We start from the raw sequence: 25,660 nt of genomic DNA on the forward strand, positions 1-25,660 counted from the left end.
GCGGATGACGCGAGCCGAGCAGCCAACGGTCGTGAGCCCCACCTCCGACACACTTGCCGCAGACTCACGCGAGCGTGCCGTACGAGCTCTGTTGCGTGTTCCCCCGCTGAAGCGGTTGTGGAGCGCCCAGCTCGTCGGCAGCGTCGGCGATGCACTCGCCCTTCTCGTGCTGGTGCTGATGTCGCTGCAAGCGGCGGTCCTGGAGGGCTCATTCGGAGCCGGGTACCGAGGGGCGGCATGTGCCGTCGCCGCGGTGTTCGGTGCCCGGATCCTTGCCACCGTGCTCTTCGGAGCCGTGCTCCTGGGGCCGCTGACGGCGCTCACCGGGCCGGGCGGGCCGCTGGACCGCCGGTGGCTGATGATCGGGACGGACGGACTGCGGCTCGCGCTGCTGGTCGTCGCGCCGCTGTGGATCGACTGGATGCCCGACAAGGCGCTCATGATGATCCTCATCACCGTCTTCGTCATCGGCGCTGCCGAACGCCTGTGGACGGTGTCCAAGGACGGCGCCGCCCCGGCGCTGCTGCCCGCGCCGCCCCCGGAGGGGGCCGCGGTGCGCCCGCTGCCCGACCACCTCGACGCCCTGCGCCGGCTCTCCCTGCGCACCGACTTCGTCGCCATTCCGGTCGCCGCCGCCGTCCTGCTGATCGCCACGCTCGTCGGCAACCTGCTGGGCTCGGGCCTGGAGTGGTTCTCGCTCCACCAGGCGGCCCTCGGCTCGTATGTCGCGGCCGGGCTCTTCTCGGCCTCGATCTCCACCCTGTACTTCCTGGAACTGCCCGGTTCGCAGACGCCCCGCCCGCGCTCGCCGCTGGAGGGCCTGCGCCGGCCGTCGACCGGGAGCGGACCCGACAAGGGCCGCACCGGATCCGTACCGCTGATCGTCGGCGCCTGCGCCCTGGTCGCCGGGGCCGTGGCCTCCTCCGCCGCCGTCGCCGTGCTGCACGCCGCCGACCTGGGAGGCGGGCCCGCCACCTTCGCCCTGCTGATCCTCGGCCTGACCGGAGCCACCGGCGTCGGTATCCGTACCGGCGGGAAGGTGCTGCCCACACTGTCGCGGCGCCGGCTGTTCGCGCTGGCCATCGCCGTCACGGGCCTTGCACTCCTCGCCATGGGGCTCGTGCCCGACACGGCGACCGTGGTGCTGATCGCGGTGCTCGCCGGGTACGCGGCCGGGGTCGCCGCCCATACCGGTCATGTCCTGGTCGACCAGGAGACCGAGGAGCCCCGGCGCTCCAGGTCCACCGAACACCTCCAGGCCGTCGTACGTGTCCTCATCGCGCTCGGCGCACTCGCGGGGCCGCTGCTCGCCGCGGCGATCGGCAGGCACCGGCTGGGCTCCGGCGACTTCGTCTTCGCCCATGGTGGAGCGGCCTTCGCGCTGATGCTGGTCGGTGCGCTGCTGCTGCCCGTCGCCGTGGTCGTCCTCGCGAAGACGGACGACCGTTCCGGAGTGCCGCTGCGCCGTGATCTGCGTGAGGCCCTGCGCGGCGGCGACCCGGCCGTCGCTCCCGCCGCGACCGGGTTCTTCCTCGCCCTGGAGGGCGGTGACGGTGCCGGCAAGTCCACCCAGGTCGAGGCGCTCGCCGAGTGGATCCGCGCCAAGGGCCACGAAGTGGTCGTCACCCGCGAACCGGGCGCGACCCCGGTCGGCAAGCGGCTGCGTTCGATCCTGCTCGATGTGTCGTCTGCCGGGCTCTCCCACCGGGCCGAGGCGCTGCTGTACGCCGCCGACCGCGCCGAGCACGTCGACTCGGTCGTCCGGCCGGCGCTGGAGCGCGGTGCGATCGTCATCTCCGACCGCTACATCGACTCGTCCGTCGCCTACCAGGGCGCGGGCCGTGATCTGTCCCCGACCGAGATCGCCCGGATCTCGCGCTGGGCGACGAGTGGACTCGTCCCGCATCTGACGGTGCTGCTGGACGTCGACCCGAGGACCGCACGGGAGCGCTTCACCGAGGCACCCGACCGGCTGGAGTCCGAGCCCGCGGAGTTCCACGCCCGGGTGCGGTCCGGTTTCCTGACGCTGGCCGCTGCCGATCCGACCCGCTACCTGGTGGTGGACGCGGACCAGGATCCGGAAGCGATCACCACGGTCGTACGCCACCGGCTCGACCAGCTCCTTCCGCTCTCCGAGGCCGAGATCGAGGCCCAGGAGGAGGCGCGCAGGGCCGCCGAGGAGGAGGCCAGGCGCAAGGCCGAGGAAGAGGCCGCCCGCAAGGCGGAGGAGGAGCGGCTGGAGCGCGAGCGCGAGGCGCAGCTCGCCAAGCTCCGGGCCGAGGAGGAGGAGCGCAAGCGCCGGGAGCTGGAGGAGGCACGCCGACGCGAGGCCGAACGCGAGGCCGAGCAGGCCCGGCAGCGCGCCGAGGAGGCCCGGCGTCTGGCCGAGGAGGAGCGGGCCAGGCTGGAGGCCGAGGAAGCGGCCCGGGAGGCCGAGCAGGCCCGGCTGCGCAGGCAGGCCGAGGAAGAGGCCCGGCTGCGCAAGGAGGCCGAGGCGCGGCGTCTGGAGAAGCAGCGCAAGGCCGAGGAGGCGCTGCTGAGGGCCGAGGAGGCCCGCCGCCGGGCCGAGGCCGAGGCGGCTGCCGCAGCGGAGGCTGCGCGGGCGGAGGCGGCTGCGGCGGCCTCCGTGCCGGACAACGAGGTCACGGTGCCGACACCGATCATCAATCCGAACGACGTGACCCAGCCGGTGCCCTCGCCGGCCCGCCCGGCCCCGACCTCCGACGAGGCCGAGACGGCGATGATCCCGAAGGTCCACGAACGGCCCGACGACCGGTCCGGGCGTCCCGGCCCGGCGGGGGCCGCCGACGAGACGACGGTGCTTCCTCCGGTACGGGACGAGAATCCGACGGACCGGGTCCCGAGGGGCATCTTCCGTGACGAGCGTCCGGCGGGCTCCGGCCGGGAGAGCGAGAACGAGCGCACGCGCGAGCTGCCGCAGATCACCGACCCGCACGGCGCGGCCCCGGCGCAGAGCGGCCAGGGGCGTACGGAACAGCAGGGGCGCCGGGGGCGCCGCCCTCGGCCCGACTGGGCCGAGGAGACCCCGCTGGACGACCTGCCGACCCTGGCGGACGAACTGCTGGGCGAGCACCGCGACGACGATGAGGATCCGGGCTCCTCGGGTCGCCGACGCCGCCCGCGCCGCTGATCCGCGACGGCTGCCGGGCGGATCGCCCGGCAGCCGTGCGGCCGGTTCTCATACAGCTGGTTCTCGTCCGGCCGGTTCTCGTGCGGCCGTCTCCCGCGCTGCCGGACCGCTGGCCGCCGTCCTGCCTGGATTGTCGGACCCGTCCTCCACAATGGAGTCGGACCGGGCACGGGAGCCGGACCGGGAAGCCGGATCGTCAACCAGCGCCATCACAGCCGTGTGGCCGAACGGCACAAGAGCCGCGCGGCGCACACCACCGGAAAGGGCGGTGACCCATGACCGTATGGGACGACCTGGTCGGTCAGGACCGGGTGCAGGAGCAGCTTGCCGCCGCCGCCCGGGACGCCGATGTGCTCGTCACCGCCCACACGGCGGGGGAACCGGTGCCTCCGGGGTCGAAGATGACCCACGCCTGGCTGTTCACCGGTCCGCCGGGCTCCGGCCGCTCCACCGCCGCCCGCGCCTTTGCCGCTGCCCTCCAGTGCACCAGCCCCGATCGGGCCCTGGGCGGCGCACCGGGATGCGGCTTCTGCGACGGCTGCCACACCAGCCTCATCGGCACCCACGCCGATGTCGAGGTGGTCCGTACGGATCTGCTGTCCATCGGTGTGAAGGAGACCCGCGAGCTGGTCCGCCGCGCCCAGCTCTCCCCGGCCGTGGGCCGCTGGCAGGTCATCGTCCTGGAGGACGCCGACCGGCTGACCGAAGGCGCGGGAAACGTCCTGCTGAAGGCCGTGGAGGAGCCCGCACCGCGCACGGTCTGGCTGCTGTGCGCCCCTTCCCTCGAAGACGTCCTGCCCACCATCCGTTCCCGCTGCCGTCATCTCACGCTGCGCACGCCCCCGGTCGACGCGGTCACCGATGTCCTGATCCGCCGCGACGGCATCGACCCGGAGCGGGCCGCGTCCGCCGCCCGTGCGACCCAGGGCCACATCGACCGCGCCCGCCGCCTCGCCACCGACGAGAGGGCCCGCTCGCGCCGCGCCGCCGTGCTCAAGCTCCCCCTGCGGGTCGAGGACATCGGAGGCTGCCTCAAGGCCGCCCAGGAGCTGATCGACACCGCCACCGAAGACGCCAAGCAGGTCTCGGAGGAGGTCGACGCCAAGGAGACGGAGGAGATGAAGGCCGCCCTCGGCGCCGCCGCAGGGGGACGGATGCCGCGCGGCACGGCAGGGGTGATCAAGGAGCTCGAGGACAGACAGAAGCGCCGCAGGACCCGTACCCAGCGCGACAGCCTCGATCTGGCGCTCACCGACCTGACCGGCTTCTACCGCGACGTCCTGGCCATCCAGCTGGGCTCGAGCATCGCCCTCGCTCACACGGACGTGCAGGACACCCTCGACCGCGTCGCCCGCTCCTCCACGCCCGAGCGCACCCTGCGCCGGATAGAGGCGGTGATCGCCTGCCGCCGGGCCCTGGACCGCAACGTGGCGCCGCTGCTCGCGGTGGAGGCGATGACGATGGCGCTGCGCGCGGGCTGAGGCCGGCTGCACGCGGGCTGAGGTCGTCCATCGCCGCCGTCCCGTCCGTTCGCCCGGTTCGGCACCTCGTCACCGCGTCACTGCCGTTCCCTCGTACTGATTGCCGCATTTCACCCCTATGGGTGGAGAAGCGGGCGAGTCGTCGCGTGGCGGCTACGCTCCGGGGATGGACACCAGGCGCCCGCTCCGCATCCTCGCCACCGCACTCGGCACTGCCGGCCTTCTCCTGTCCGGTTGCAGCAGTGGCGGTGGCGGTTCGACGAACGCCTCCCCGTCGGCCCCGTCCGCACCCGCCGCGCTCACGCAGTACTACGCGCAGGAACTGACCTGGCGGGACTGCGGCGTCGAAGGGTTCCAGTGCGCGACGATGAAGGCACCCCTGGACTACACGGAGCCGGACGGCGGTGACATCAAGCTGGCGGTGGTCCGTGCGAAGGCCACCGGGCCGGGCAAGCGGATCGGCTCCCTCCTGGTGAATCCGGGCGGCCCCGGCGGTTCGGCCGTCGGCTATCTCCAGAGTTACGCCGGCATCGGCTACCCCGCCCAGGTCCGGGCCCGTTACGACATGGTCGCCATCGATCCGCGCGGAGTGGCCCGCAGCGAACCCGTGAAATGCCTCACGGGCCCGCAGATGGACGCCTTCACCCAGGTCGACCAGACCCCCGACGACCAGGCGGAGATCGACCGGCTGAACAAGGCCTACCAGGACTTCGCGAGCGGCTGCGAGCGGCGCTCGGGCGAGATCCTTCCGCATGTCTCCACCGCCGAGACGGCCCGCGACATGGACATGCTGCGCGCCCTGCTCGGTGACGAGAAGCTGCACTATGTCGGGGCGTCGTACGGCACCTACCTCGGCGCGACGTACGCCGAGCTGTTCCCCGCCCGGGTCGGCCGCCTGGTCCTGGACGGGGCGATGGACCCGTCGCTGTCCGCCGTCGACGCGAACCGCGACCAGAACGCGGGCTTCGAGACGGCGTTCCAGTCCTTCGCCGCCGACTGCGTGAAGAAGACGGACTGCCCGCTCGGCACCACCTCCACCGCCGACGCGGCCACCCTCCTGAAGAAGCTCTTCGCCGACCTCGACGCCAAGCCGATCCCCACCGGTTCCTCCCGCGAACTCACCGAGTCCCTCGCGACCACGGGAGTGATCGCCGCCATGTACGACGAGTCGGCCTGGCCCCAGCTCCGCGACGCTCTCACGGCCGCCAAGAAGGGCGATGGCTCCGGCCTGCTCTCCCTGTCGGACAGCTACTACGAACGCGAGCCGAACGGCACGTACGCGAACCTGATGTTCGCCAACGCCGCCGTGAACTGTCTCGATTCCCCGCCCGCCTTCGCGGACACCGATGCGGCAGTCCAGGCGATCCCCGGCTTCGAGAAGGCGTCCCCGGTCTTCGGCAGGACCTTCGTCTGGTCCGCCCTGAGCTGTGCCCACTGGCCGGTCGGCTCCACCGGCACCCCGCACCGGATCGAGGCCAAGGGAGCCGCCCCGATCCTCGTGGTCGGCACCACCCGCGACCCGGCCACCCCGTACAAGTGGGCCGAGTCCCTGTCCGGCCAGCTCTCCTCCGGCACCCTCCTCACCTACCGCGGTGACGGCCACACCGCGTACGGCCGGGGCAGCGACTGCATCGACACGGCGATCAACACCTATCTCCTGGACGGCAAGCCTCCGGCCGACGGCACGATGTGCTCCTGATCCCCTCAAAGCCGCTCTTGACCTGCGAAAACGGACCGGAGTCGGGCCGGTGCGGAGCACCCCCGGAAACTGTGTAGACTTGGCGACGCTGCTGATCGCACCATGGTGCGACAGAGTGTGCCGCCTTAGCTCAGTTGGCCAGAGCAACGCACTCGTAATGCGTAGGTCTCGGGTTCGAATCCCGAAGGCGGCTCAACTGGAACCCCAGTTCGGAAGAACTCCGACCTGGGGTTCTGTCGTTCAGCGGATGCGACGCGAGTGGGCCGCGCGGGTGCGGGGACAACTGGCTCGGGTGCTGCGGCCCGACCGGTGCGCACGGCCCGATTCCGGCCTGTGCCTGCGGTTCGTGCCTGGCCACAGGGGCTGCCGACTGGCATCGGACCAGTCCTGACCATCCCGAATCCGCCGCTCAACAGACACTGGCGATCGGGGAAGGCAGTGAAGTGCCCAATCGCCCGGAGCCAGTACGCTGATTCCGGCGGGATCCGGCCCGTAGGACAGTGTCTGGGAGGTGTGTCATGACTGCCGAGATGGTGGCTCCCTCGTGGATGCATGAACAGATCACGGCGCAGGAGTACGACTCCTGGTCCGAGGAGCAGTGCGCCGGGATCGAAATCGTGGACGGGATGGTCGTCTTGAGCCCGAGCGCGTCCAAGCGGCACAACCGGCTGGCCAGGATTCTGGCGAACGGTCTGGATGCCGCCGCGGGTCCGGACTGGAACGCCGACACCGACTTCGACGTCCGTCTTCAGGACGTCCCGCTCACCAATCGCCGTCCGGACGTTGTCGTGTATCGCGCGGACACGATCGACGTCACCCCCACCCGCCCCGAGCATGTGCTGCTGGTGGTGGAGGTGGTCTCTCCGGGTTCGGAGACCACTGACCGGATCGTCAAGGTCGACCAGTACGCCAAGGCCGGCATCGGCTTCTACTGGCGGATCGAGCAGGCAGCGACAGGCGTTCCTCTCGTGTACACGTACGTCCTCGATCCTGCGACGAAGATCTACCGGGAGGGCGACATGTTCACCGGCGTGGTCAAGGCCGCGGCTCCCTTTCCGGTGGAGATCGACCTCGGCCAGATCTGATCAGGGCGACCGCGGCTGACGGTGCCGGGTCGCGGTACGGACCCGTCGGCGTCGCGTCAGTGGCGGATCACGCCCGTGCTGTCGCCGCGCAGCACCGTCTCGCCGTCCTGGTTGACGATCTCGATGTCGAACTCCACGCCCGTGCCCGAGCGGACCTCGCTGAGCGCTCGCACGGTCACTTCGGCGGTGATGGTGTCGCCCGACCAGACCGGCCGCAGGAACTCGAAGCCCATCCGCCGCGCGATGAAGTGGAGCTGCCCGCCGATCTTCGTGGCGAGGGACGCGGTGAACAGCCCGTGCGCCATCGCCCGGCCCTGCTCGGGCAGATGGTGTCGACCCCGGTCGCCGACGAGGTCGGCGAAGGCCGCGATGTCCTCGTCGGTGATGGCCCGGTGCTCGCGCAGCACTTCGCCGACCTTCAGGTCGGGGACGCCGTTCACCGGGCGGCCTCCGCGGCCTCGGTCCGCGGGTCGGCGGTGTCCTTGTCGCGGATCAGGCAGCTGCTCTTGCCCGCGGCGCAGAGCCGGCCCTTCGCGTCCACCACCCGGCAGGACGCCATGCCTCTGTTGCGGCCGAGGTGCACCACCTCGGTGTCCACCGTGACCAGGCCGGAGGCCTCGTGCACCGGGCGCAGGAAGTCCACGTTCAGGTCGAGGGTGACGATGTCCTTGTCCTCGGGGATCGCGGAGAGGATCGACCATCCCAGAGCGGAGTCCATGACCGTCGACAGAATGCCACCGGCGAGCAGGCCGAAGTGGTTCGTGAGGAAGGTCTTCACCGGCATCGTGAACCGCACCGTGCCCGGGTCGGCTTTGACGACCTCGATACCGAGGACTTGCGCGACCGGCGGCGCGACGACATCGCCCGAGACCATGCCGCGCAGAGAGGAAAGACCCGTTGTGTCGGCCTGGGTGGCGAAAAGCGGCCCCTGGTCCCGCCATGCGATCGTGGCGGTGTGCGTGCTGGGAGCATGCACCTCTGACACTTCGCTCCTCCGGATGGTGATCGGACATGTGGATGTCAGCATGGCAGTACCCCTGTGGGGCGGCAACGTGGCCTCTATAGAAGCAAGTTGACGCTCCGTCTGCGCAAAGGGTCGAACATTCGGCGCCTGCTCGGCGGCCGCATTGCCGATGCCCTGATGAACTCGGGAAGCGCCTCGGTGCCCTTGTCACCGGCGATCGGACCGCTCCGGAGCGGACTCGTGAAACATTCGTGAATACCCCGTGGACGCAATGTCGTTGGGGCCGCCTATGCTGCACCGGACGATCACGCGGGACCAGGGGAGGGCGCGGCATGTTCGGCAGGCTGTTCGGCGGGCGTGAGGAGAGACCGGAGGCGGATCCGCACGCCCTTCCCGTTCCGCGCAGGCAGAAGAACGGGATGTACACGCTGCGTGCGCTCGGGGACGAGCGGGTGCTGGCGCTGGTGGAGGCGGCCGGCGCGGGGGACTGGGAGGCGGTCAAGGCGGCGCTGGGCCCCTTCGACCTCGGTCACGACCATCACGTGCTGGGTGAGCTGGCCGATGTGGAGGGATTGCAGGACTGGATCGGCCGGGCCGTCGAGGAGGACAAGGAGCACCGGGCGACGGCTCTGCTGATATCCGGAACGCGCTATATCAAGTGGGGTTGGGAGGCGCGCACCGCCGAGCGTGCCGTGAACGTCACGCGGGAGCAGTGGCGGGTCTTCCACGAGCGGCTCCGCGTGGCCGAGGAGCAGCTGTTCGAGGCCGCCGAGTTGCGGCCGGAGTGGGCCACTCCGTGGCGCCAACTGCTCACCTCCGGCCGTGGCATGTCACTGGGCCCCACCATCACCGAGACCCGGCGCGATGCCGCCCTGCGCCGTGACCCGCTGAGTCTGGAGGTCCACATCGAATGGCTGTCCCAGTTGCAGCCCCGTTGGGGCGGCGAGCCGGGGCAGGCCCTGGCGTTCGCCCGTGAGGCGTTCGCCCGCACCCCGCAGGGGCACCGGCTCGGCTGCCTGATCGCCATGGCACACATCGAGGAGTGGGTCGAGTCGGACAGGAAGGACTGCCTCACATCTCCCGATATCCAGGCGGAGTTGCGGGATGCGGCGGACCACAGCATCCTTCACCCCGCTTATCTGCGACGCCCGGGATGGCAGGCCGACTTCAACCTGTTCGCCATGGCCCTGTCCCTGGCCGGTGAGCGCCACACGGGCCGGCGGGTCTTCCGGGCGCTGGACGGCGCCTACACCCGCTGGCCCTGGGCCTATTTCGCGGAACCCGAGAAGCAGTTCGCCCGCAGTCTCCGCCGCGCTTGAGCGCACGCCTGCAACGGCCCCTCCCGTCACCTGCCGCCCTCCTACTCCGGACTGCCCGATGAATCTGCCCGACACCGCCGCGACCCCGGCCGGCGCCGATCGCACCTTCCAGGTGGATCTGCGCGGCCTCGTCGACCTCCTCTCCCACCACCTCTACTCCAGCCCTCGCGTCTACCTGCGTGAACTCCTGCAGAACGCCGTGGACGCGCTGACCGCCCGGCACGGTCTCGAACCGGACGTCCCCGCCGGGGCCTTCGGTATCCGCCTGTACGCCGACGGCTCGGTGGTACGTGTCGAGGACGACGGCGTCGGTCTCACCGAGGCCGATGTGCACACCTTCCTCGCCACGATCGGCCGCAGCAGCAAGCGTGCCGAACAGATCGCCGAGCAACGCGGCGACTTCATCGGCCAGTTCGGCATCGGGCTGCTCTCCTGTTTCCTGGTCGCGGACGAGATCCACGTCCTGAGCCGCTCCGCCCGCACCCCCGACGCGCCTACCGTGGAGTGGCGGGGACGCGGTGACGGCAGCTACACCGTCCGCACCCTGCCCGCATCCGCCCGCCCCCGGCCCGGTACCACCGTCACCTTGACGCCGCGTGCCGACACGGGCGAGTGGACCCGGCCGGTGCAGGTGCTCGCGCTGGCCCGGCACTTCGGCTCCCTGCTGCGCCACCCGGTGACCTTCGACGACGGCACGGGCGGCCCGGGCGTGTCCATCAATCCCGAGCCCGCACCCTGGGCACGTACGTACCCCACCCCGGGTGCCCGTTCCCGCGCGCTGGCCGCGTACGGCGAGGAGGTCTTCGGGTTCACGCCGCTGGACGCCATCGAGCTGGACGTGCCGGTCGTGGGCCTGAAGGGCATTGCGTGCGTGCTGCCCGAGGCGGTGCCGGCCGGGCGGCGTCACGGCCATCGCGTGCACGTCAAGGGCATGCTGCTGTCCGAGCAGGCCGAGGAGCTCCTGCCCGCATGGGCCTTCTTCGTCCGCTGCGTCGTCGATGTCGAGAGCCTGCGACCGACGGCGTCCCGCGAATCCCTGTACGAGGACGACACGCTCGCCGCCGTTCGTGACGCCCTCGCCGAGCGGCTGCGCGCGTGGATTTCACGGGCCGCCGCCAGTGACCCGGACCTGCTCGCCCGTTTCCTCCAGGCCCATCACCTGGCCGTGAAGTCGCTCGCGGTGCACGACGACGAGATCCTGCGGATGCTGCTGCCCTGGCTGCCGTTCGAGACCACCGACGGGCACACCACCCTCGACGAGTTCGCGCGCACCCACCGCACGGTGCTGGTGACGTCGAGTGTGGAGGAGTTCCGGCAGGTCGCGGCGATCGCCTCCGCCGCCGGGCTCGGTGTCGTCAACGGTGGCTACACGTACGACCGTGAACTGGTGCACCGGCTGCCGGAGATCAGGCCCGAGGTCGGCGTCGCCGACCTCGACCCGGCGACCCTCACGGCCCACCTCGACCCCGTCGACCGTGAGACGGAACTGGCCGCGGTGGCCTATCTGGCCCTGGCCCGCGACGCCCTCGCCGTCTTCGACTGCGACGTCGCGCTGCGCACCTTCCAGCCCGCCTCCGCCCCCGCCCTCCTCGTCGACAGCCGCGAGGCCCGGCACGAGCGCACGCGCTCCCAGCTCGCCCGTGAGCAGGAGGGTGGCCTGTGGGGCGACATCCTCGGGGCTCTGCGCCAGGAGGCCCCGCGGGCCCAACTGATCCTCAACCAGCTCAACCCGCTGGTCCGTGCCGCCGTCGCCATCGGCGAGCCCGAGCTGGCCCGCACCAGCGCCGAAGCCCTCTACGGGCAGGCCGCGCTGCTGTCCCGGCGCCCGCTCAGGCCCGCCGAGTCGAGCCTCATCAACCGCTCCTTCCTCGACCTTCTCGCCCACGCCCTCCGCAAGGACAGCTGACGATGCCGACCGCACCCCAGACCACCGACGAGCTGTACCAGGCACTCCAGGAGAACGCCCGGCACCCCTACGGTCGTACCCGCACCGTCACGGCCGAGGAACTCGCGGAAGCCGCCGAGCAGTTCGCCGAGTCCGCTCCCCTCGTCGACGCGCTCCTGGAACTCCAGGAGGCGTACACCTACGGCTCCGAACCCCGGAAGTCTCCCGTTGTCTTCGCCCGCCTGCTCACCCTTTTCGACGAGCAGCCCGACGTCTTCGACGAGCGCCGGCGGCACCTGCTGTTCTGGCGGTTCAAGTGGGTGTCCAACGCGCTGCGCGCGCTGCCCGAGATACCGCTCGCCAGCCTGCGCCAGTGGCTGAAGGAGATGCGCGACCGGTACGAGAAGGCCGGTCTGGGCCTCCAGCCCTACTACGGGCAGGCGTACCAGCTCGCCGCGCACACCGGCGAGGGCGCCACCCTCGCCTACGAGCTGTGGGCAGGCCGCTCCCGGACCCCGTTGAGCGACTGCGAGGCCTGCGAGATCTGCGAACTCGCCCTGTACCGCCTCGCGGCGGGCGACGACGAGCGGGCGCTCGGTGCCTGGGAGCCCGTCCTGGCCGGCCAGGAGTCCTGCCAGGAGGAACCGGCCCGCTCCGTCTCCCATGCGCTGTTGCCCCTGCTGCGCACCGGTCGCGTCGAACAGGCCCGCGAACTTCACCTCGCCGGTTACCGGAGTTGCCGCCGCAACCCCTCGATGTCCTCAGAGGTCGGCCGGCATCTGGAGTTCTGCGCGCTGACCGGCAACGAGGCGCGAGGTCTGGAACTGCTCGCGGAGAACCGGAACCTGTTCGACGAGGTGGACTCGCCGCTGGACCTGTCCGACTTCCTCACCGGCGTCGAGGTCCTCCTCCAGCGTGTCGAGTCCCTCGGCCACGGTGAACTGCCCGCCGCCGGATTCGCGGGACGCACCTGGACGGTGGCCGGCCTGCGCACCGAGGTGCGGGGCCGCGCCGACGACCTCGTCGCCCGCTTCGACGCCCGCAACGGCACCACGGCCCACACCGACCGCCGCAGGGACCGCCTCGACCGTGCCCCGCTCCTGGACGGGCTGGAACTGAGCCTGCGCACCCGCACCCTCGACGACGTGGCCCCGGTCGTCCCGGTGACCGCCCCCGCCCCCGCTGTGCCCGCCGCCGTCCCGGATTCGCTGCCCGAACTCATCCTCCAGGCACGGGCGTGGGACGAGGTGGGGCACCCGGGCGCACAGGTCTGCTGGGCGCGGCTGCGCATGCTCGTCGCCGCCCGTGACTACACCCACCCCGACGACCCGGAACTGGGCCCGCTCGTCCAGCTGCGCGCGGACCTGCTGGACGAGGAGGCGAGCCGGGCGGGCGAGAAGGACGATTTCGCCGGCGCTGCCGCTCTTCACGAGGAGGCCGCAGGACTGTACGAAGACGCCGGGGTGCCCGGTGACGCGGCGGTCGCCCGCGCCTGCGCCCTGCTCGCCGCCGCCGAGCATCCCGCGGAGGGCGCCGACGAAGCCGAGGCGAAGGTCGCCGCGTTGACCGACGTCCACGCGTCCGTGGTCCGCCTGCACGAGGAGACGCCCGGCCTCGCCGCCCGCCATGAGGCCCGCCTGCTGCGGCTGCGGGCGACCGCGCTCGGCATGCGCCTGCAGAACTCGGGGAGCGAGGAGCACGTCGCGCCGGTCCTTGCCGAGGTGGACCTGCTGCACGCGTTCGCCACCCGACACGATGTCGTCGGGCAGATTTCCGGCGCCCTGCTGCTGCGGGCCACCACCTACGCCCTCTCCGGCGATCCGGCCGCCGCGGTCACCGAGATCGACGGCCTCCTCGACCGTCTGAAGACGCAGGGCCCCGCCTGGCACCTGCCCCGCACGCTCGGACTGCGTGGCCGGCTCCAGCTCGGCCTCCAGGACGCGCAGGCCGCACACGCGGACCTGACCGAGGGCCTGCGGCTGGCCGCCGAATGGCCGGGCGACGTGGTCGACACCGCCCGCCTGCACGGTGATCTGGCCGAGGCCTGTATGCACCTGGGCCGCCCTGACGAGGCTCTGCGGCACCTGACGCGCGCGGCGGAGCTCAACCAGCGCCGCGGCAGCCGGACGGACGCGTTCTGCGCCTACAGCAACGCGGCTCAGCTCTGCCTCGACCTGGGCCGGGTCGAGGACTGCATCGCACTGCTCGACTCCCTCCTGGCCGAACCGGACGTCGCCGCCGGAGAGCTGGACGACCGGCTCGTCGCCCAGCTGCGCCTGACCCGCGCCCGCGCGCTGCACGCGGGGGAGGACACCAAGGCCGCCGCGGCGGAGTTCGCCGCCCTCGCGGCCGAGTCGGCCGGCTGGGACGACGACCCGGGGAGCCACGCCATGATCGCGGCGGAAACTGCCGTACTCCTCGGCGAATCAGGCGAGTTCGACCGGGCCCGCGAGGCCGTGGACCAGGCGCTCGCCGCCCATGCCCGGGCCCCGCGCTATGAGCAGCTCAGCAACGGGCTGCGCGAACTCGCCCGCCTTCAGGCCCAGCAGCAGGGCCCCGACGGTCTGGCCGACGCCCTCGCCCACCTCGCCACCGCCGGGCGGATCGCCGACGAGGCCCGCGCCGCCGAGTACCAGGCCCACGGCCGCTCCCTGGACAGCGCCCTGGCCTATGAATACGGGCGGGTCAACGCCTACGCCGGTGAGTACGAGGACGCCCTGGTCGCCCTGGAGAAGGCCCTCGCCCTGCTCGGTGAGCCCGGACCGGAGGATGACCGCATCGGCGAATGGGCCGAGTGCGTCCGTCTCGCGGGTGCCGTGGAGGGCATGTATCTGGAACGCCCCGTCCCCGCCCTCGCCCGCCTCGACGCGGCGGTCTCCCGCCTGACGGCCCTGGGCCACACCGAGGAGACCGAGCCGCTGACCTCCTTGGCGGCCCGGCTGCGCGACCAGGAGTGACGCGCGGCGGTGAGCGGCGCCGCAGTCCGCGGCCCTCAGCGCGTCAACTCGACGATCAGCGCCGTCGCTTCGGCGATGAGCTCCACCTCGTGCGGGCTCATCGTCGGGTTGGCCGCGCGGTGCGAGGCGGCTTCGGCGAGGTGGTGCGCGGGGATGCCGCCGGCGGCGGCGAAATGCGGCAGCAGTGCCTCCAGAAGGGCGCGGGCCTCCGCAGTCAGTGGGGAGCGGGCATCGACGGCGATCTGGGCGAGGATCAGGGACGACATGGCCCGGTCCATGGCCGGGGCGCCCTCCCTGGTGTTGCTCCAGTCGATCACCACCGGACCCCGGTCCGTCAGCATCACGTTGTCCGGGTGCAGGTCGAGGTGGAGGACGCGGTCCTCGGGGTCCGGGGAGAGCCGGGCGGGCACGGTGTGCAGCTCGGCGAGGAGTCCGGCCAGCATGGCGCTTCCCTCGGCCGCGGAGAGGTCGCCGGACAGCATGGACTGCAGCATCGTCGGGCCGGTCAGACGTTGCAGCACCAGTTCGGCGGGGGCGGTGTCGGCGGTGCGGGGGCCGAGCCGGGGGACCGGATAGCCGTGGGCGCTGAGATAGGACATGACCGCCCACTCATGGGTGGCGTCCATGCCGTCGCGGTAGCGGCGCAACACCCATGTCTCGTCGAGTACGTAGACGTCGGCCGATCGTCCGGAACCCAGTAGCTCACGTTTTCGCATGGGGCGAACCTATGGGGTATGAACGGTTGTTCGGGAAGTCGCCTGCGCATAGGGACGTCCTCGGCCCAGCCGAGCAGCCGGTCCACCAGGATCTCGCGCCCTTCGTCGTCCCGGATGCGACCGGTGCAGTGGCCGAAGCACTGGTCGGTGCGGTTGGTGATCAGACCGGCGTCGGTGCGGGTGGAACGGTTGTGGAAGGGGATGAAGGTGATCTCGCGTTCGTGCGTGCCTATGAGGGGAGCCCAAGCCTTTCGCGCGGGTCACGCCGGGGCGCGCGAGCCCGGCCTGATCCACACGAGAGGCCGAGGGGCCGAGAGGCCCGGGCACGGTCGGCAGCCCGGGCGGGTGCCGGGCCGCGGAGTAGCCTGGATATGAACGGCTTGCGGTGAGCCGCCGCCGTCGGCCTGCGCGTCGAAGGAGGCCGTCTCCTATGGAAGCACTGGTCAACGTCGTGATCATCATCGTGATGATCGCGCTTGCGGCGTTCGTCATCCACCGGCTCAACACCCGGCACCGGCATCAGCATCTGCGGCCGGCGCACTACGACCACGGGCTGGTCGGGTTCGGCGAGGGACCGGACGTACGAGCCGCTCCAGGACCCGGTCCGGAGCCTGTCACGGGTGAGCGGCGGGGGAGCGGAGAGCCCGGTGGGTCCGGAGGGCCGGAGACCTCGCGTTCCGCCGAGTGATGTGCGGGCCGTACATTTCGCGTTCCGCCGAGTGATGCGCCGTTGGCGGACTACTTCGCGTCCGAGTAGCGCTTCACCACCGCCGTCGTGAACGGGAAGCGCACCGGCGTCTCGCCGAAGGCGGTCCGCCCGGCCAGGTCACCGGCTGCCCGGATCGCCGCCACGACCGTCTCGGCCTCCTCGCGCGGACAGTGCACGATGACCTCGTCGTGCTGGAAGAAGACCAGTTCGGCCCGGAGCCCGGCGGAGCCGAGCGACTGGCGCAGAGCGGCCAGGAACAGCAGCGCCCAGTCCGCGGCGCTGCCCTGCACCACGAAGTTGCGCGTGAAACGGCCGCGTGCGCGGGCGTTCGACGAGGCATAGCCGGGCGTCGACTCGCTTTCCTCGGAGGGGTGTTCGGCGTCCTCCTGCGGAATACCGGCCTCTTCGTCCGGCCCGCTCCCGGCCGCGGGGGGACTGGTCCGGCCCAGCCAGGTCCGGACGAGACGCCCTTCCTCCCCCGCCTTCGCGGCGCCGTCGACATAGGCCACGGCCTGTGGAAATCTCCGGCGCAGAGCGGCCAGGTTCTTCAGGCCGTCGCCCGAGGTCTGACCGTAGACCGCGCTCAGCAGGGCGAGCTTGGCGTGGTCCCGGTCGCCGCGGAAGGCCCGATGCGAGAGCGCGGTGTAGAGATCGCCGTCGTCGCTTGCCACCTCCATCAGTCCGCGATCGCGCGAGATTGCGGCCAGCACGCGGGGCTCCATCTGGTCGGCGTCCGCGACGACCAGGCTCCAGCCCTCGTCGGCGACGACCGCCTGCCGTATCACCTTGGGGATCTGCAGCGCTCCGCCGCCGTTGGTCGTCCAGCGTCCGCTGACCGTGCCGCCCGGCTGGTACTCGGGGCGGAAGCGGCCGTCGCGCACCCAGTCCTGGAGCCAGCTCCAGCCGTGCGCCGTCCAGATGCGGTACAGCTTCTTGTACTGGAGGAGGGGTTCCACCGCCGGATGGTCCAGCGACGCCAGCTCCCAGCGCCGGGTGGACCTCACCTTGATGCCGGACCGGGCGAAGGCCTTCACCACGTCGGCGGGGAGGTCGGGGCGGACCCGTCTGCCGAAGGCGGCAGACACCTCCTCGGCCAGTTCGGCCAGTCTGCGGGGCTCGCCGCCGCCCGCGTAGCGTTCGCCGAGCAGGGTGCGGAGCACGTCCCGGTGCACGTCGGCGCGCCAGGGCAGGCCGGAGAAGTGCATCTCCGCGGCGACCAGCATGCCCGCCGACTCGGCGGCCGTCAGCAGACGCATCCGGTCCGGGCGGGCGGTGGCATCGTGGCGGCGGAGCTGGTCGGCGTAGACCCGGAGCAGACCGTCGAAGGGGAGGTCCGCGCCGGACCGCGGTTCGAAGAGGGAGGACTGCGCGCCGGACTCGGCCGAGCGGGGCGGCGGGTCGGGGGGTACGGGGGCGTTGCGCAGGCGGGCGTGGGCGGCGGCTGCGGAGCGGGGTTCGCCGAACCGGCCCTCGTGGCCGAGGAGGAGGGACTCGGCGACCTCGATGTCGTAACAGCGGGTGACCCGGACCCCGGCGGCGAGCAGCCGCGGATAGACCTGGGCGGTGGACCGCCAGACCCAGCGTGTGACGTCCGGGCGGGAGCGGACGGCCTCCACGAGGTCGGGTTCGGTCAGCACCGGGGCGGTGGGCAGGCCGGTGGAGTCCAGCGGGGCGAGGAGTGCGCCGCCGGTCTCCGTGGGAGCCAGAGCCCAGCGTCCGGTCATGTGATCGAGTCTGGCACCCGGTACTGACAGGGCGAGGGAGGCGCGGGGCGCGGCTGCCGCCCGTACCTGACCGGAACCGGGGATCCGGCTTCCCGGACCCCCGGTTCCCGCAGGCCGGACGGGGCGAAGCTACTCGCTGTCCGTCGTCCAGGTGCCCAGGGAGATCTCCGCGGTGATGCCGGGGCCGAAACCGGCCATCAGGCCGCGGTGGCCGTCGAGCGCCGACCCCTCATCGAACATGCGGCCGAGGGCGTCGAGCACCACCGCGCTGGCGATGTTGCCGTACTCGGTGAGCGTGGCGCGGCTGAAGCGGAACGCTTCCGGCGGCACGTCGAGGAAGAGACTCAGGTCGTCCAGGATGCGTGGGCCGCCCGCGTGGATGATGTAGAAGTCCATCTTGCCGGCGTTCCACTGGTGCTCCTCCGCGACCGCGTTCAGCGCCGGGGCGAGCGGTTCCATGGTCCCCGGCACACGCTTGTCCAGCTGGAAGTGGAATCCGGTGGACCGGACCGCGTAGGAGATCCAGTCCTCGGTCGCCGGAATGACGTACGAACCGTTGCGTTCCAGACGGACTCCGGTTCCCCCGGTGCCCCGGACCACCGCGGCGGCTATGCCGTCGCCGAACAGGCCGTTGGACAGCAGGGATCCGACACCCACATCGGTGGGCTGGTAGCACAGCGAGCAGAACTCGCAGGCGACGATCAGCGCGTTCAATTCGGGGTACGCCCTGCAGAAGTCGTGGGCCCGGTTGACGGCCGCACCGCCCGCGGCACAGCCGAGTTGGGCGATCGGCAGCTGTCGTGTCTCCGGCCTGAAGCCCATCTCGTCGATGAGCCACGAGGTCGGCGGCGGCATCATGAAGCCGGTGCAGGAGACATAGACGATCAAGTCGATCTGCTGCGGCTCCAGTTCGGCCTGGTCGAGTGCCCGGCGTATCACGGCCGGAACGCGGGCCTTGGTGTGCTGTTCGTAGGTGACGCTGCGGGCGTCCAGGCCCGGGTGCTGCAGCACCTTCTCGATCGGCTGGATCAGGTGCCGTTTCTGCACCCCGGTATGTTCGATCAGACGAAGGACCAGGTCGATCTGCGGGTGGTCGCCGTGCAACCGTTGTGCCAGTTCGAGGGTTTCCTCGTTGGTGATGACGTACTCGGGGACCTCGATCGCCGGCTTGCAGAGAACCGCCATGGAACTCCTCCTAGCGGATTTTGGTCCACACGGCCGTGCCCGGGACATCACGGGGTGTCTGCCGGCGCGGGAGCGGCCACCACGGCTCGGCACGCGGGATGCCGCGCGCACCTGTGCGGTGATGGGTTCCGGTGCCGGATTGGATGCCCCTGGGGCGCGGACGGGCCGACCGTCGAAGACTGAGTCCTGTGCCGTGCGTGGGCGGGATCCTGATCCGCCACGGCTCGGGTGGCCGTCGTGAACACGCTACGGGAGGCCGGCCGGGGCCGCATCTCGAACCACGCGCCCTGCGCCCCGGCCCGCCCCGTACCGGGCACGGCACCCGCGCCCCGCCGCTGTCGGGCCGGTGCCGGCACACCGGAGCGCCCGGCACCGGGTCGGTTCCGGTTGCCGGGCGCCCTGCGGTGACGCACCATCGTTGGCAGTCACGGCCCGCGTCCCACGCACCCGGCCTCCGCGAGGTCCGCGCGGTCCGGGCGCGGAGGTCCGGCGGCGAACCGGGCGTCCATGGTCACCAGGTGACGGGCAGTTCGAGGGGATAGCGCCAGATCGAGGTCTTGTTCCAGCGCACCTCCTCGGCCGGCGTCGCCAGCTTCAGCGCCGGGAAGCGTTCCAGCAGGGTTCCGATGGCGACCTGGAGTTCCGTGGTCGCGAGCGGGAAGCCGAGGCAGTGGTGCCCGCCCCAGCCGAAGGTCATGTGGGACGGACCGTTGCGCTCCAGGTCCAGCTCGTCGGGCCGGTCGAACTTCCGCGGGTCGCGGTTGGCCGTCAGGTAGGAGACGTGCACGATGTCGCCCTGCCGGATCGTCACCCCGCTCAGTTCCACGTCCTCGAGGGCGACCCGAGGGATGCCGACACCCTTGCGGAACGGGATGAAGCGCAGCAGCTCGTCGATGGCCTGCGGGAGCATGTCCGGGCGCTCGCGGAGCATGGCGAGTTCGTCGGGCCTGGTGAGCAGCGTGTAGGAGAGGTTCCCGATCTCGTACGTGGTGGTGTCCTGACCCGTGATGAGCAGGACCATGGCCATCACGGTCAGTTCCTGGTCGTTGAGGATCTCGTCCCCGTCACGGGCCGTGGCCAGCGCGCTGATCAGGTCGTCGGCCGGGTCCGCGCGCCGTTGGGCCGTCAACCGCTGGAAGTAGGCGCGGAGATCGGCCTTGGACCGTACCGCGGCGTCCCGGTTCTCGACGGTGAGGTCCATCATCGTCCGGGCATGGGCGCGCAGCTGTGCGCGGTCGGCCTCGGGAATGTCGAGGACCTCGCAGATGGTGGTCAGGGGCAGCGGGGCCGCCAGGTGCTCGAAGAGGTCGGCGGGGGCGCCGTGGTCCTCCATCCGGTCCAGCAGCTCGTCCACGACGTGCTGGGTGCGCACCCTCATGCGCTCCATGTGGTGAGGCGCGAAGCCCTTGGAGATCAGGCTGCGCAGACGGCTGCTGCCCGGCGGGTCCATCACGTTGATCGCCTCGTCCTGAACGATGGGCTCAGGGGTCATGCGCGGGAAGTCCCGGCCGACGATGGCGTGCCGGCTGAAGCGCCGGTCGGTGGTCACCGTCCGCACGTCGTCGTAGCCGGTGACGAGCCACGCCTCACCCTCGCCGTGCGGCAGCCGGATGCGGGAGACGGGTTCTTCGGTCATCAAGTGCCTGAGCACCGGGTCGAATTCGAGGGCATCGGCATAGTCGAACGGGCAGTACCGTGCGCCGGCGGCTGGTTCCATGCGGAGCTCCAGAGAGGGATCCGGGGGATCTGACGAGTGGTGGGAGGGGTCTGCGGGCTGGTCGGTCGGACGGGGCATGGGTGCCCGGTCGTCCGCACGGGCACGCGCCGCTCCGGGGCGATTGGTCCATATGCAGAACGGTTTCCTGGGCCGGGGTCGCTGGACCGGGGGAACCGGTCCGGCACCCGCCGGCCGGCCGATCGGGTGAGCCGGACCGGCCGTCCGCCGCAGGGCCGGCCCCGTACCGCCGGGCCGGCCCCGTGGCGTTCCTCGGCCTCGGCCACCACGACGGGGCGGTCGCCCGATTCCCGGAACCCGGATGCCGCCGTCCTCACCCCGACGCGGAACCCGGACCCGGGTGAGGTCGCACAGGAGTCGGATATCCACAGGGTGTGGATATCCATGGGGGTGGTCGCGTTCCGCCGTGGACGGTCCGCGTCGGCCGAGGTCACCGGGGTGCGGATGGCCGCCACGGACACCGCGACGGGCCGGGAGGGGGTGGGTCAGGCGTACCCCGCCGTGCCGCCCTGCCTACCCTGACCTCATGGAACCGGTGATCGACCAGGCGTTCGCGGCAGCCCTCTACTCGGACGGCGACGCCGGTCTCGACACCGGGGCCTCGCTCCTGGCCGCCGATCCGACGGCCGACGCGGAACTGTTCCGACGGGGCGAGGAGTTCGTCCGCCGCGCCTGGGGGCGCGGCTGGCAGCCCGCCGATGTCGTACGTGTCGTCCGCCGTGAACTCGACGAGACCGCGACCGGCCTCGTCGCCGGGCTGATCGCGGCGGAGACCGGACGGTACGAGCGGCTGCCGCCCCGCTGGCGTTCCCAGCTCGAAGGGCTCCCCGCCGCGCCGCCCCGGAACCGGCCCGACCGCTTCTCCTACGCCTGGGCCGTTCTCGGCCTGTACCGGTTGCTGCTCCGGCTCCCCGCCATCGAACCGGTCGGTCCGCCGCCCGGTGCCCTGCCGCACGGCCTCCCTCTGTCGCCGGCGCACGACGAACCGCGGATGCTGACCAGGATCCGGGCCCTGCTCGCCAAGGCGGAGGCGACCGGCTTCCCCGAGGAGGCGGAGGCGCTGACCACCAAGGCACAGGAACTCATGGCGCGGCACTCCTTCGACGAGGCCCTGCTCGCCGCGCGCACCCATCGTGCGCAGGCGCCGGGCGCGTGCCGGATCGGGGTCGATGCCCCGTACGAGACGGCCAAGGCGATCCTGCTCGACGCGATCGCCTCCGCGAACCGCTGTCGCGCGGTCTGGAACAGCGACCTCGGCTTCTCCACCGTGGTCGGCTTCGAGCCGGACCTGGAGGCCGTGGAACTGCTCCACGCGTCCCTCCTGGTCCAGGGCGTGGCGGCGATGGCCAAGGCGGAGGCGGACCAGCGGGCCGGCGGACGCAAGCGGACCAAGACGTTCCGGCAGTCCTTCCTGATGGCGTACGCCCAGCGCCTGGGCAGCCGGCTCGCGGCGGACACCGCCCGGGTCGCCGCGGCCGCCGAAGCCGAAGCGGAGGGCGGGGGCGATGTCGGGGGCGATGCCGGGGCCGCGCAGGGTGCGTCGGCTCTTCTTCCGGTACTCGCCGCGCGTGATCTGGCCGTCACGGAAACGGCCGAGCGGATGTTCCCCGAGACCACGACCAGCCGGGTCCGGGGCGCCACGGACCTCGACGGATGGACCCATGGAACGGCTGCCGCGGACCGGGCGAGGATGGGCGGGAGCGGGCCGGGGATCGAGGGGAGGCGGCGGAGCCGGTAGGCCATGGAGAGGTATTCCGACAACTCGGGCTTATCGGGCATTCCGGTTAGGCTCTGGGCATGACCTGGTTGCGGGCGCTGAAGGAGACTGCCCGCTCCGGGCTGACGATCGAGCGACCGCGTCTCGAACCACTGGTCGCAATCCGTGGCGCGGCCGGTCTTGCGCTCGTCCTCGGGATCTCCCTCGCGCTGTTCGGACCGGTGGTGGCCGCGAGCTCCGCGTTCGGTGCGTATCAGGCGGCCAGCGCCACGCTCGTGCGCAGTTGGCGCCCCCGGCCCGTACTCGCCCTGGTCTCCGGGGCGAGCCTGGCCGTGTCGACCTTCCTCGGCTATCTCACCGGCTCCCGCCTGTCGCTGTTCCTGGCCCTGCTGATGCTCTGGACGTTCCTCGCGGGTCTCGCCTGGGCGGCGGGGCGCACCGGCGGCATCATCGCGGCGTCCAACGTGGCGATCATGCTGGTGACGGTCACCCTGCCGACCTCGATCGCGGACTCGGCCGTGCATGCCGCGATGATCCTGTTCGGCGGCATCGTGCAGGCCGCGCTGATCGTCCTGTTCCCGGTACGCAGATGGGGCGCCCACCGCGATGCCCTCGCCGATGCCCTGGCCGCCGAGGCCGACTACGCCCGCCGACTGCGCCACGACCCGCTCGCGGCCTTCGACCCGGTGCCGCTGATGACGGCCCGCAGCGCCGCCGCCCTCACGCCGCGCCAGGCCCGTCGCCGACCCCCCGAACTGCGTGGTTCCCGCGGCGTCGCCGAACGGATCAGGCCGGTTCTCGCCTCGCTCGCGGACCCGGCGATGGGCGTGCCGTCCGAGGGGCCGGAGCGGGACCGGGTCCGCGAGCTCCTCGCCGCCGCCGGGTCCGTGCTCGACTCGGCGGCCCGTGCGATCCGCCACGGCGGCCCGGTGGAACTCGCCCCGTCCGCCGTCGCCGCGCTGAGGACACCCGACACCGACGCGCTCTTCACCGGTCCGCCGAGCCGGGCGGCCGACCGGCTCGGTTCGCTGCTCTCGGACGTCATCGAGACGGCCGAGGGCGGCGGGACGAAGACGGAGCGGGCCGAAGCCGAGAAGGCCGCAGAGGCGATCCGGGCCGCAGAGGAGGCGGCACCCGCCGCCCGGCACCGCCGCCGCCCCAGCCTTCCGCGCCTGGTCCCGTTCATCCTGCGGGCGATGCGGGCCGAACTGCGCCCCGGCTCACCGATCCTGCGGCACGCCATCCGGGTCTCGGCCGTCGCCGCCGTCGGCTATCTCATCGGTACCGCGCTGCCGTTCGGGCACGGCTACTGGGCGCCCATGGCGGCCGTCATGGTGATGCGGCCGGAGTTCTCCCGGACGTACGGCCGCTCCATCGCTCGTTTCGGCGGCACGATCGTCGGCGTCTCGCTCGCCACCGCGATCGTCCAGGTCGTCCACCCCGGGGTGACACCGTCCGCGGTGCTCGCCGTGGGCTGTGCCCTGCTGATGTATCTCCTGACGGACACCGGGTACGTCGTCGGCCAGGCGTGCGTCAGCGCGTACGTCGTCTTCCTGCTCGGCATGGCGGGCGGCGTCTGGTCGCAGACCGTGTCCGAACGGGTCGTCCTCACCCTCGTCGGCGGGATCCTCGCGATGATCGCGTACGCCGTCTACCCGGCCTGGGAGACCCCGCGGCTCCGGGGCAGGCTCGGCGACTGGCTCACGGCGGCCGGGCGGTATGCCGCCTCGGTCGTCGACCAGTACGCCGAACCGTCCGAGGGTGGCCACGACGAGGTCCGCTCCGCCCTGCTCGACACCCGCGAGGCCCGGGTGGCCTGGCAGGAGGCGGTGGACACCGCCCAGCACGAACCGGTGCGCCACCGCGGCCTCTCCCATGCCGCCGCCGACCACACCCAGCACGCCCTCGCCGAGTTCGGCCGGGTCGCGATGCTGCTGGAGGCCCACCTCCCCGGTGCTGCCGCGACCCCCGTGCCGGCCGCCGCCCGCCTGGCCGAGGCGCTGCGGCGGGCCACCGAACAGGGTGCGAAGGAGGTGCGGGAACGGCGGGTCCCCAACTGGATCGAGGTGCGCAAGGCGTTGGCACAGTGGGACGCCCAACAGGGGGTGGGCGGGGGCGAGACCGACCCGTTCGTACGGAACGGGGCCGGCCTCCTCCTCGATGCCCTGGAGGCGTTCTCCCACGGGCTGGGCGGGAAGCGGAAGCCGAGCCGCCGCGCGCGCCACCGTGCGTGACGGACGTCGCTGACCGGTCGGCCACCGCTCACCGACAGGGAGTCAGGACGTCGGCAGGTCCGGCAGGCCCGAGGGAAGCGCACCCGGGGCGGTCTTGGCCAGGATGTCCTGCATCCCGCCCTTCCAGGAGACGACAACGTTCCTGCCGTCGTCGGACACGACGGTCCCCTCGGTGCGGTCGGTGCTGCCGTCGGCACACTTCAGCGACAGCGTCACCTCGCCCGAGTCCTTGACGGTGCCCGTGCAGGCGAGCTGCTCGGTGACGAGGACGGCCTTCCCGGACGCCACGGACAGGACGACCGTCTTGCCGTCGGTCCGGCCGGCCCAGCCGCCCTCCAGAGGTGCGGCATCGGCCCCGGAGCCGCCGTCACTGCCGTCGTCGGCGGGAGTCCGGCTCGGCGTGCCCGCGTCGGAGCCGGTGCCCGAGTCGCTTCTGTCACCGGCGCTGCTGCAGCCGGTCAGTGCTGTGGCGGTGACGAGTCCGGCAACAATGACTGCGCTGGTACGTAGGACGTGGTGCATGTGACTCCCCCCTGCTGGCGAACGACGGCGTCAAGCTACCAGCGTGAGCGCCCGGGGCGCGGGTTCGCTTCGGAACGCATGGAGGTGCGGTGGTGCCCCGCCGATTCCGTTTGTGCCCAGCCGGCCCGAATTCCCGTACGCGGGCACGTAGGTGGGTCTGTAATCGAAAGAACACCCCGCGTGCACGTGCATCCGCTCATGCATCCGCTCATGCAGCGAGTTTTGAACAGAGCTATGATCCCGGACAGTTGACATTTGTACCTTGCAACTCGGGAGCGTCCTGTGCACCACGTGTACAACGGCATGGCGGCCACAGAGCTTCGCGGAGTCGTCTGGCAGAAGAGCAGACACAGTAACTCCCAGGGATCCTGCGTGGAGTTCGCGAAACTGCCCGACGGGGATGTGGCGATGCGTAATTCCCGCCACCCCGATGGGCCGGCCCTGGTCTACACGCCGGCCGAGATAGAGGCACTGCTGCTCGGGGTGAAGGACGGGGAGTTCGACCACCTCATTGCGGGCGGCTGACGCGTCCCGCGGGCCGGTGTCACCGGCCTGGTACGTGCTCCGCCGGCCGACC

18 protein-coding genes, 1 tRNA gene and 1 pseudogene are annotated in these 25,660 nt (G+C 71.8%); 12 read left to right on the forward strand and 8 right to left on the reverse strand.

From position 1 onward, the window contains the following. The first annotated feature begins 4 nt into the window (after nucleotides 1-4). The 5 genes from tmk (at nucleotide 5) to AB0L71_RS25290 (ending at nucleotide 7,416) form a co-directional block, all read left to right on the forward strand. Nucleotides 5-3,151: a dTMP kinase gene (tmk, locus tag AB0L71_RS25270; protein WP_365247048.1), complete on the forward strand. Its 3,147-nt coding sequence runs from the start codon at nucleotides 5-7 to the stop codon at nucleotides 3,149-3,151. A gap of 275 nt (nucleotides 3,152-3,426) precedes the next feature. Further along, nucleotides 3,427-4,632, forward strand: a complete 1,206-nt coding sequence (locus tag AB0L71_RS25275; RefSeq protein ID WP_365247050.1) for a DNA polymerase III subunit delta' — start codon at nucleotides 3,427-3,429, stop codon at nucleotides 4,630-4,632. Between the two features lie 166 nt (nucleotides 4,633-4,798). Beyond that, nucleotides 4,799-6,331 (forward strand): alpha/beta hydrolase, encoded by a 1,533-nt coding sequence (locus AB0L71_RS25280; RefSeq protein WP_365247052.1) that lies wholly within the window; start codon nucleotides 4,799-4,801, stop codon nucleotides 6,329-6,331. Between the two features lie 119 nt (nucleotides 6,332-6,450). After that, nucleotides 6,451-6,524, forward strand: a tRNA-Thr gene (locus AB0L71_RS25285). A gap of 325 nt (nucleotides 6,525-6,849) precedes the next feature. Beyond that, nucleotides 6,850-7,416, forward strand: a complete 567-nt coding sequence (locus AB0L71_RS25290; protein ID WP_365247054.1) for a Uma2 family endonuclease — start codon at nucleotides 6,850-6,852, stop codon at nucleotides 7,414-7,416. A 56-nt stretch (nucleotides 7,417-7,472) separates the two neighbouring features. Here the strand turns inward: AB0L71_RS25290 and AB0L71_RS25295 are convergent, their stop codons facing one another. Next, the gene (locus AB0L71_RS25295) at nucleotides 7,473-7,856 is read right to left on the reverse strand and encodes a hotdog domain-containing protein (RefSeq protein WP_365247056.1); all 384 of its coding nucleotides are present in this window, start codon (nucleotides 7,854-7,856) and stop codon (nucleotides 7,473-7,475) included. Next, on the reverse strand, nucleotides 7,853-8,401 hold the full coding sequence (locus tag AB0L71_RS25300; protein ID WP_365247058.1) for a PaaI family thioesterase: 549 nt from the start codon (nucleotides 8,399-8,401) through the stop codon (nucleotides 7,853-7,855). Before AB0L71_RS25300 ends, AB0L71_RS25295 begins: the two co-directional genes overlap by 4 nt. 311 nt (nucleotides 8,402-8,712) lie before the next feature. Between AB0L71_RS25300 and AB0L71_RS25305 the strand changes: the two genes are divergently transcribed. The 3 genes from AB0L71_RS25305 to AB0L71_RS25315 are packed head-to-tail and all read left to right on the forward strand — an operon-like array spanning nucleotide 8,713 to nucleotide 14,541. Further along, nucleotides 8,713-9,699, forward strand: a complete 987-nt coding sequence (locus tag AB0L71_RS25305; RefSeq protein ID WP_365247060.1) for a hypothetical protein — start codon at nucleotides 8,713-8,715, stop codon at nucleotides 9,697-9,699. 58 nt (nucleotides 9,700-9,757) lie between these two features. Further along, a complete protein-coding gene (locus tag AB0L71_RS25310; RefSeq protein ID WP_365247062.1) occupies nucleotides 9,758-11,605 on the forward strand; it encodes an HSP90 family protein in 1,848 nt (615 codons plus the stop codon). Between the two features lie 2 nt (nucleotides 11,606-11,607). Continuing rightward, the gene (locus tag AB0L71_RS25315; RefSeq protein ID WP_365247064.1) at nucleotides 11,608-14,541 is read left to right on the forward strand and encodes a tetratricopeptide repeat protein; all 2,934 of its coding nucleotides are present in this window, start codon (nucleotides 11,608-11,610) and stop codon (nucleotides 14,539-14,541) included. 35 nt (nucleotides 14,542-14,576) lie between these two features. On the opposite strand, the gene AB0L71_RS25320 is transcribed toward AB0L71_RS25315, so the two are convergent. Then, on the reverse strand, nucleotides 14,577-15,257 hold the full coding sequence (locus AB0L71_RS25320; protein WP_365247066.1) for a phosphotransferase: 681 nt from the start codon (nucleotides 15,255-15,257) through the stop codon (nucleotides 14,577-14,579). A 59-nt stretch (nucleotides 15,258-15,316) separates the two neighbouring features. After that, nucleotides 15,317-15,490, reverse strand: a pseudogene (locus AB0L71_RS25325) (DUF2804 family protein); the annotation flags it as partial. Nucleotides 15,491-15,687: 197 nt separating this feature from the next. Here AB0L71_RS25325 and AB0L71_RS25330 point away from each other — a divergent pair. Beyond that, nucleotides 15,688-15,945: a hypothetical protein gene (locus tag AB0L71_RS25330; protein ID WP_365247068.1), complete on the forward strand. Its 258-nt coding sequence runs from the start codon at nucleotides 15,688-15,690 to the stop codon at nucleotides 15,943-15,945. Between the two features lie 50 nt (nucleotides 15,946-15,995). Here the strand turns inward: AB0L71_RS25330 and AB0L71_RS25335 are convergent, their stop codons facing one another. The 3 genes from AB0L71_RS25335 to AB0L71_RS25345 form a co-directional block, all read right to left on the reverse strand. Then, the gene (locus AB0L71_RS25335) at nucleotides 15,996-17,690 is read right to left on the reverse strand and encodes a bifunctional 3'-5' exonuclease/DNA polymerase (protein ID WP_365247070.1); all 1,695 of its coding nucleotides are present in this window, start codon (nucleotides 17,688-17,690) and stop codon (nucleotides 15,996-15,998) included. A gap of 129 nt (nucleotides 17,691-17,819) precedes the next feature. Next, the gene (locus AB0L71_RS25340) at nucleotides 17,820-18,875 is read right to left on the reverse strand and encodes a type III polyketide synthase (RefSeq protein ID WP_365247072.1); all 1,056 of its coding nucleotides are present in this window, start codon (nucleotides 18,873-18,875) and stop codon (nucleotides 17,820-17,822) included. Between the two features lie 511 nt (nucleotides 18,876-19,386). After that, nucleotides 19,387-20,592: a cytochrome P450 gene (locus AB0L71_RS25345; RefSeq protein WP_365247074.1), complete on the reverse strand. Its 1,206-nt coding sequence runs from the start codon at nucleotides 20,590-20,592 to the stop codon at nucleotides 19,387-19,389. Nucleotides 20,593-21,136: 544 nt separating this feature from the next. Between AB0L71_RS25345 and AB0L71_RS25350 the strand changes: the two genes are divergently transcribed. Next, nucleotides 21,137-22,348: a DUF2786 domain-containing protein gene (locus AB0L71_RS25350; protein WP_365247076.1), complete on the forward strand. Its 1,212-nt coding sequence runs from the start codon at nucleotides 21,137-21,139 to the stop codon at nucleotides 22,346-22,348. 59 nt (nucleotides 22,349-22,407) lie between these two features. Continuing rightward, nucleotides 22,408-24,561 carry an FUSC family protein gene (locus AB0L71_RS25355; RefSeq protein WP_365247078.1) on the forward strand — a complete coding sequence of 718 codons (2,154 nt, stop codon included), beginning with the start codon at nucleotides 22,408-22,410 and terminating at the stop codon, nucleotides 24,559-24,561. Between the two features lie 42 nt (nucleotides 24,562-24,603). Here the strand turns inward: AB0L71_RS25355 and AB0L71_RS25360 are convergent, their stop codons facing one another. After that, nucleotides 24,604-25,083 carry a hypothetical protein gene (locus AB0L71_RS25360; RefSeq protein WP_365247080.1) on the reverse strand — a complete coding sequence of 160 codons (480 nt, stop codon included), beginning with the start codon at nucleotides 25,081-25,083 and terminating at the stop codon, nucleotides 24,604-24,606. A gap of 282 nt (nucleotides 25,084-25,365) precedes the next feature. On the opposite strand from AB0L71_RS25360, the gene AB0L71_RS25365 reads away from it, so the two are divergent. Next, entirely contained in the window at nucleotides 25,366-25,608 is a 243-nt protein-coding gene (locus AB0L71_RS25365) for a DUF397 domain-containing protein (RefSeq protein ID WP_037690973.1), read from the forward strand. Nucleotides 25,609-25,660 lie beyond the last annotated feature (52 nt).

Source organism: Streptomyces sp. NPDC052052, from assembly GCF_040680455.1.
GTDB lineage: Bacteria > Actinomycetota > Actinomycetes > Streptomycetales > Streptomycetaceae > Streptomyces.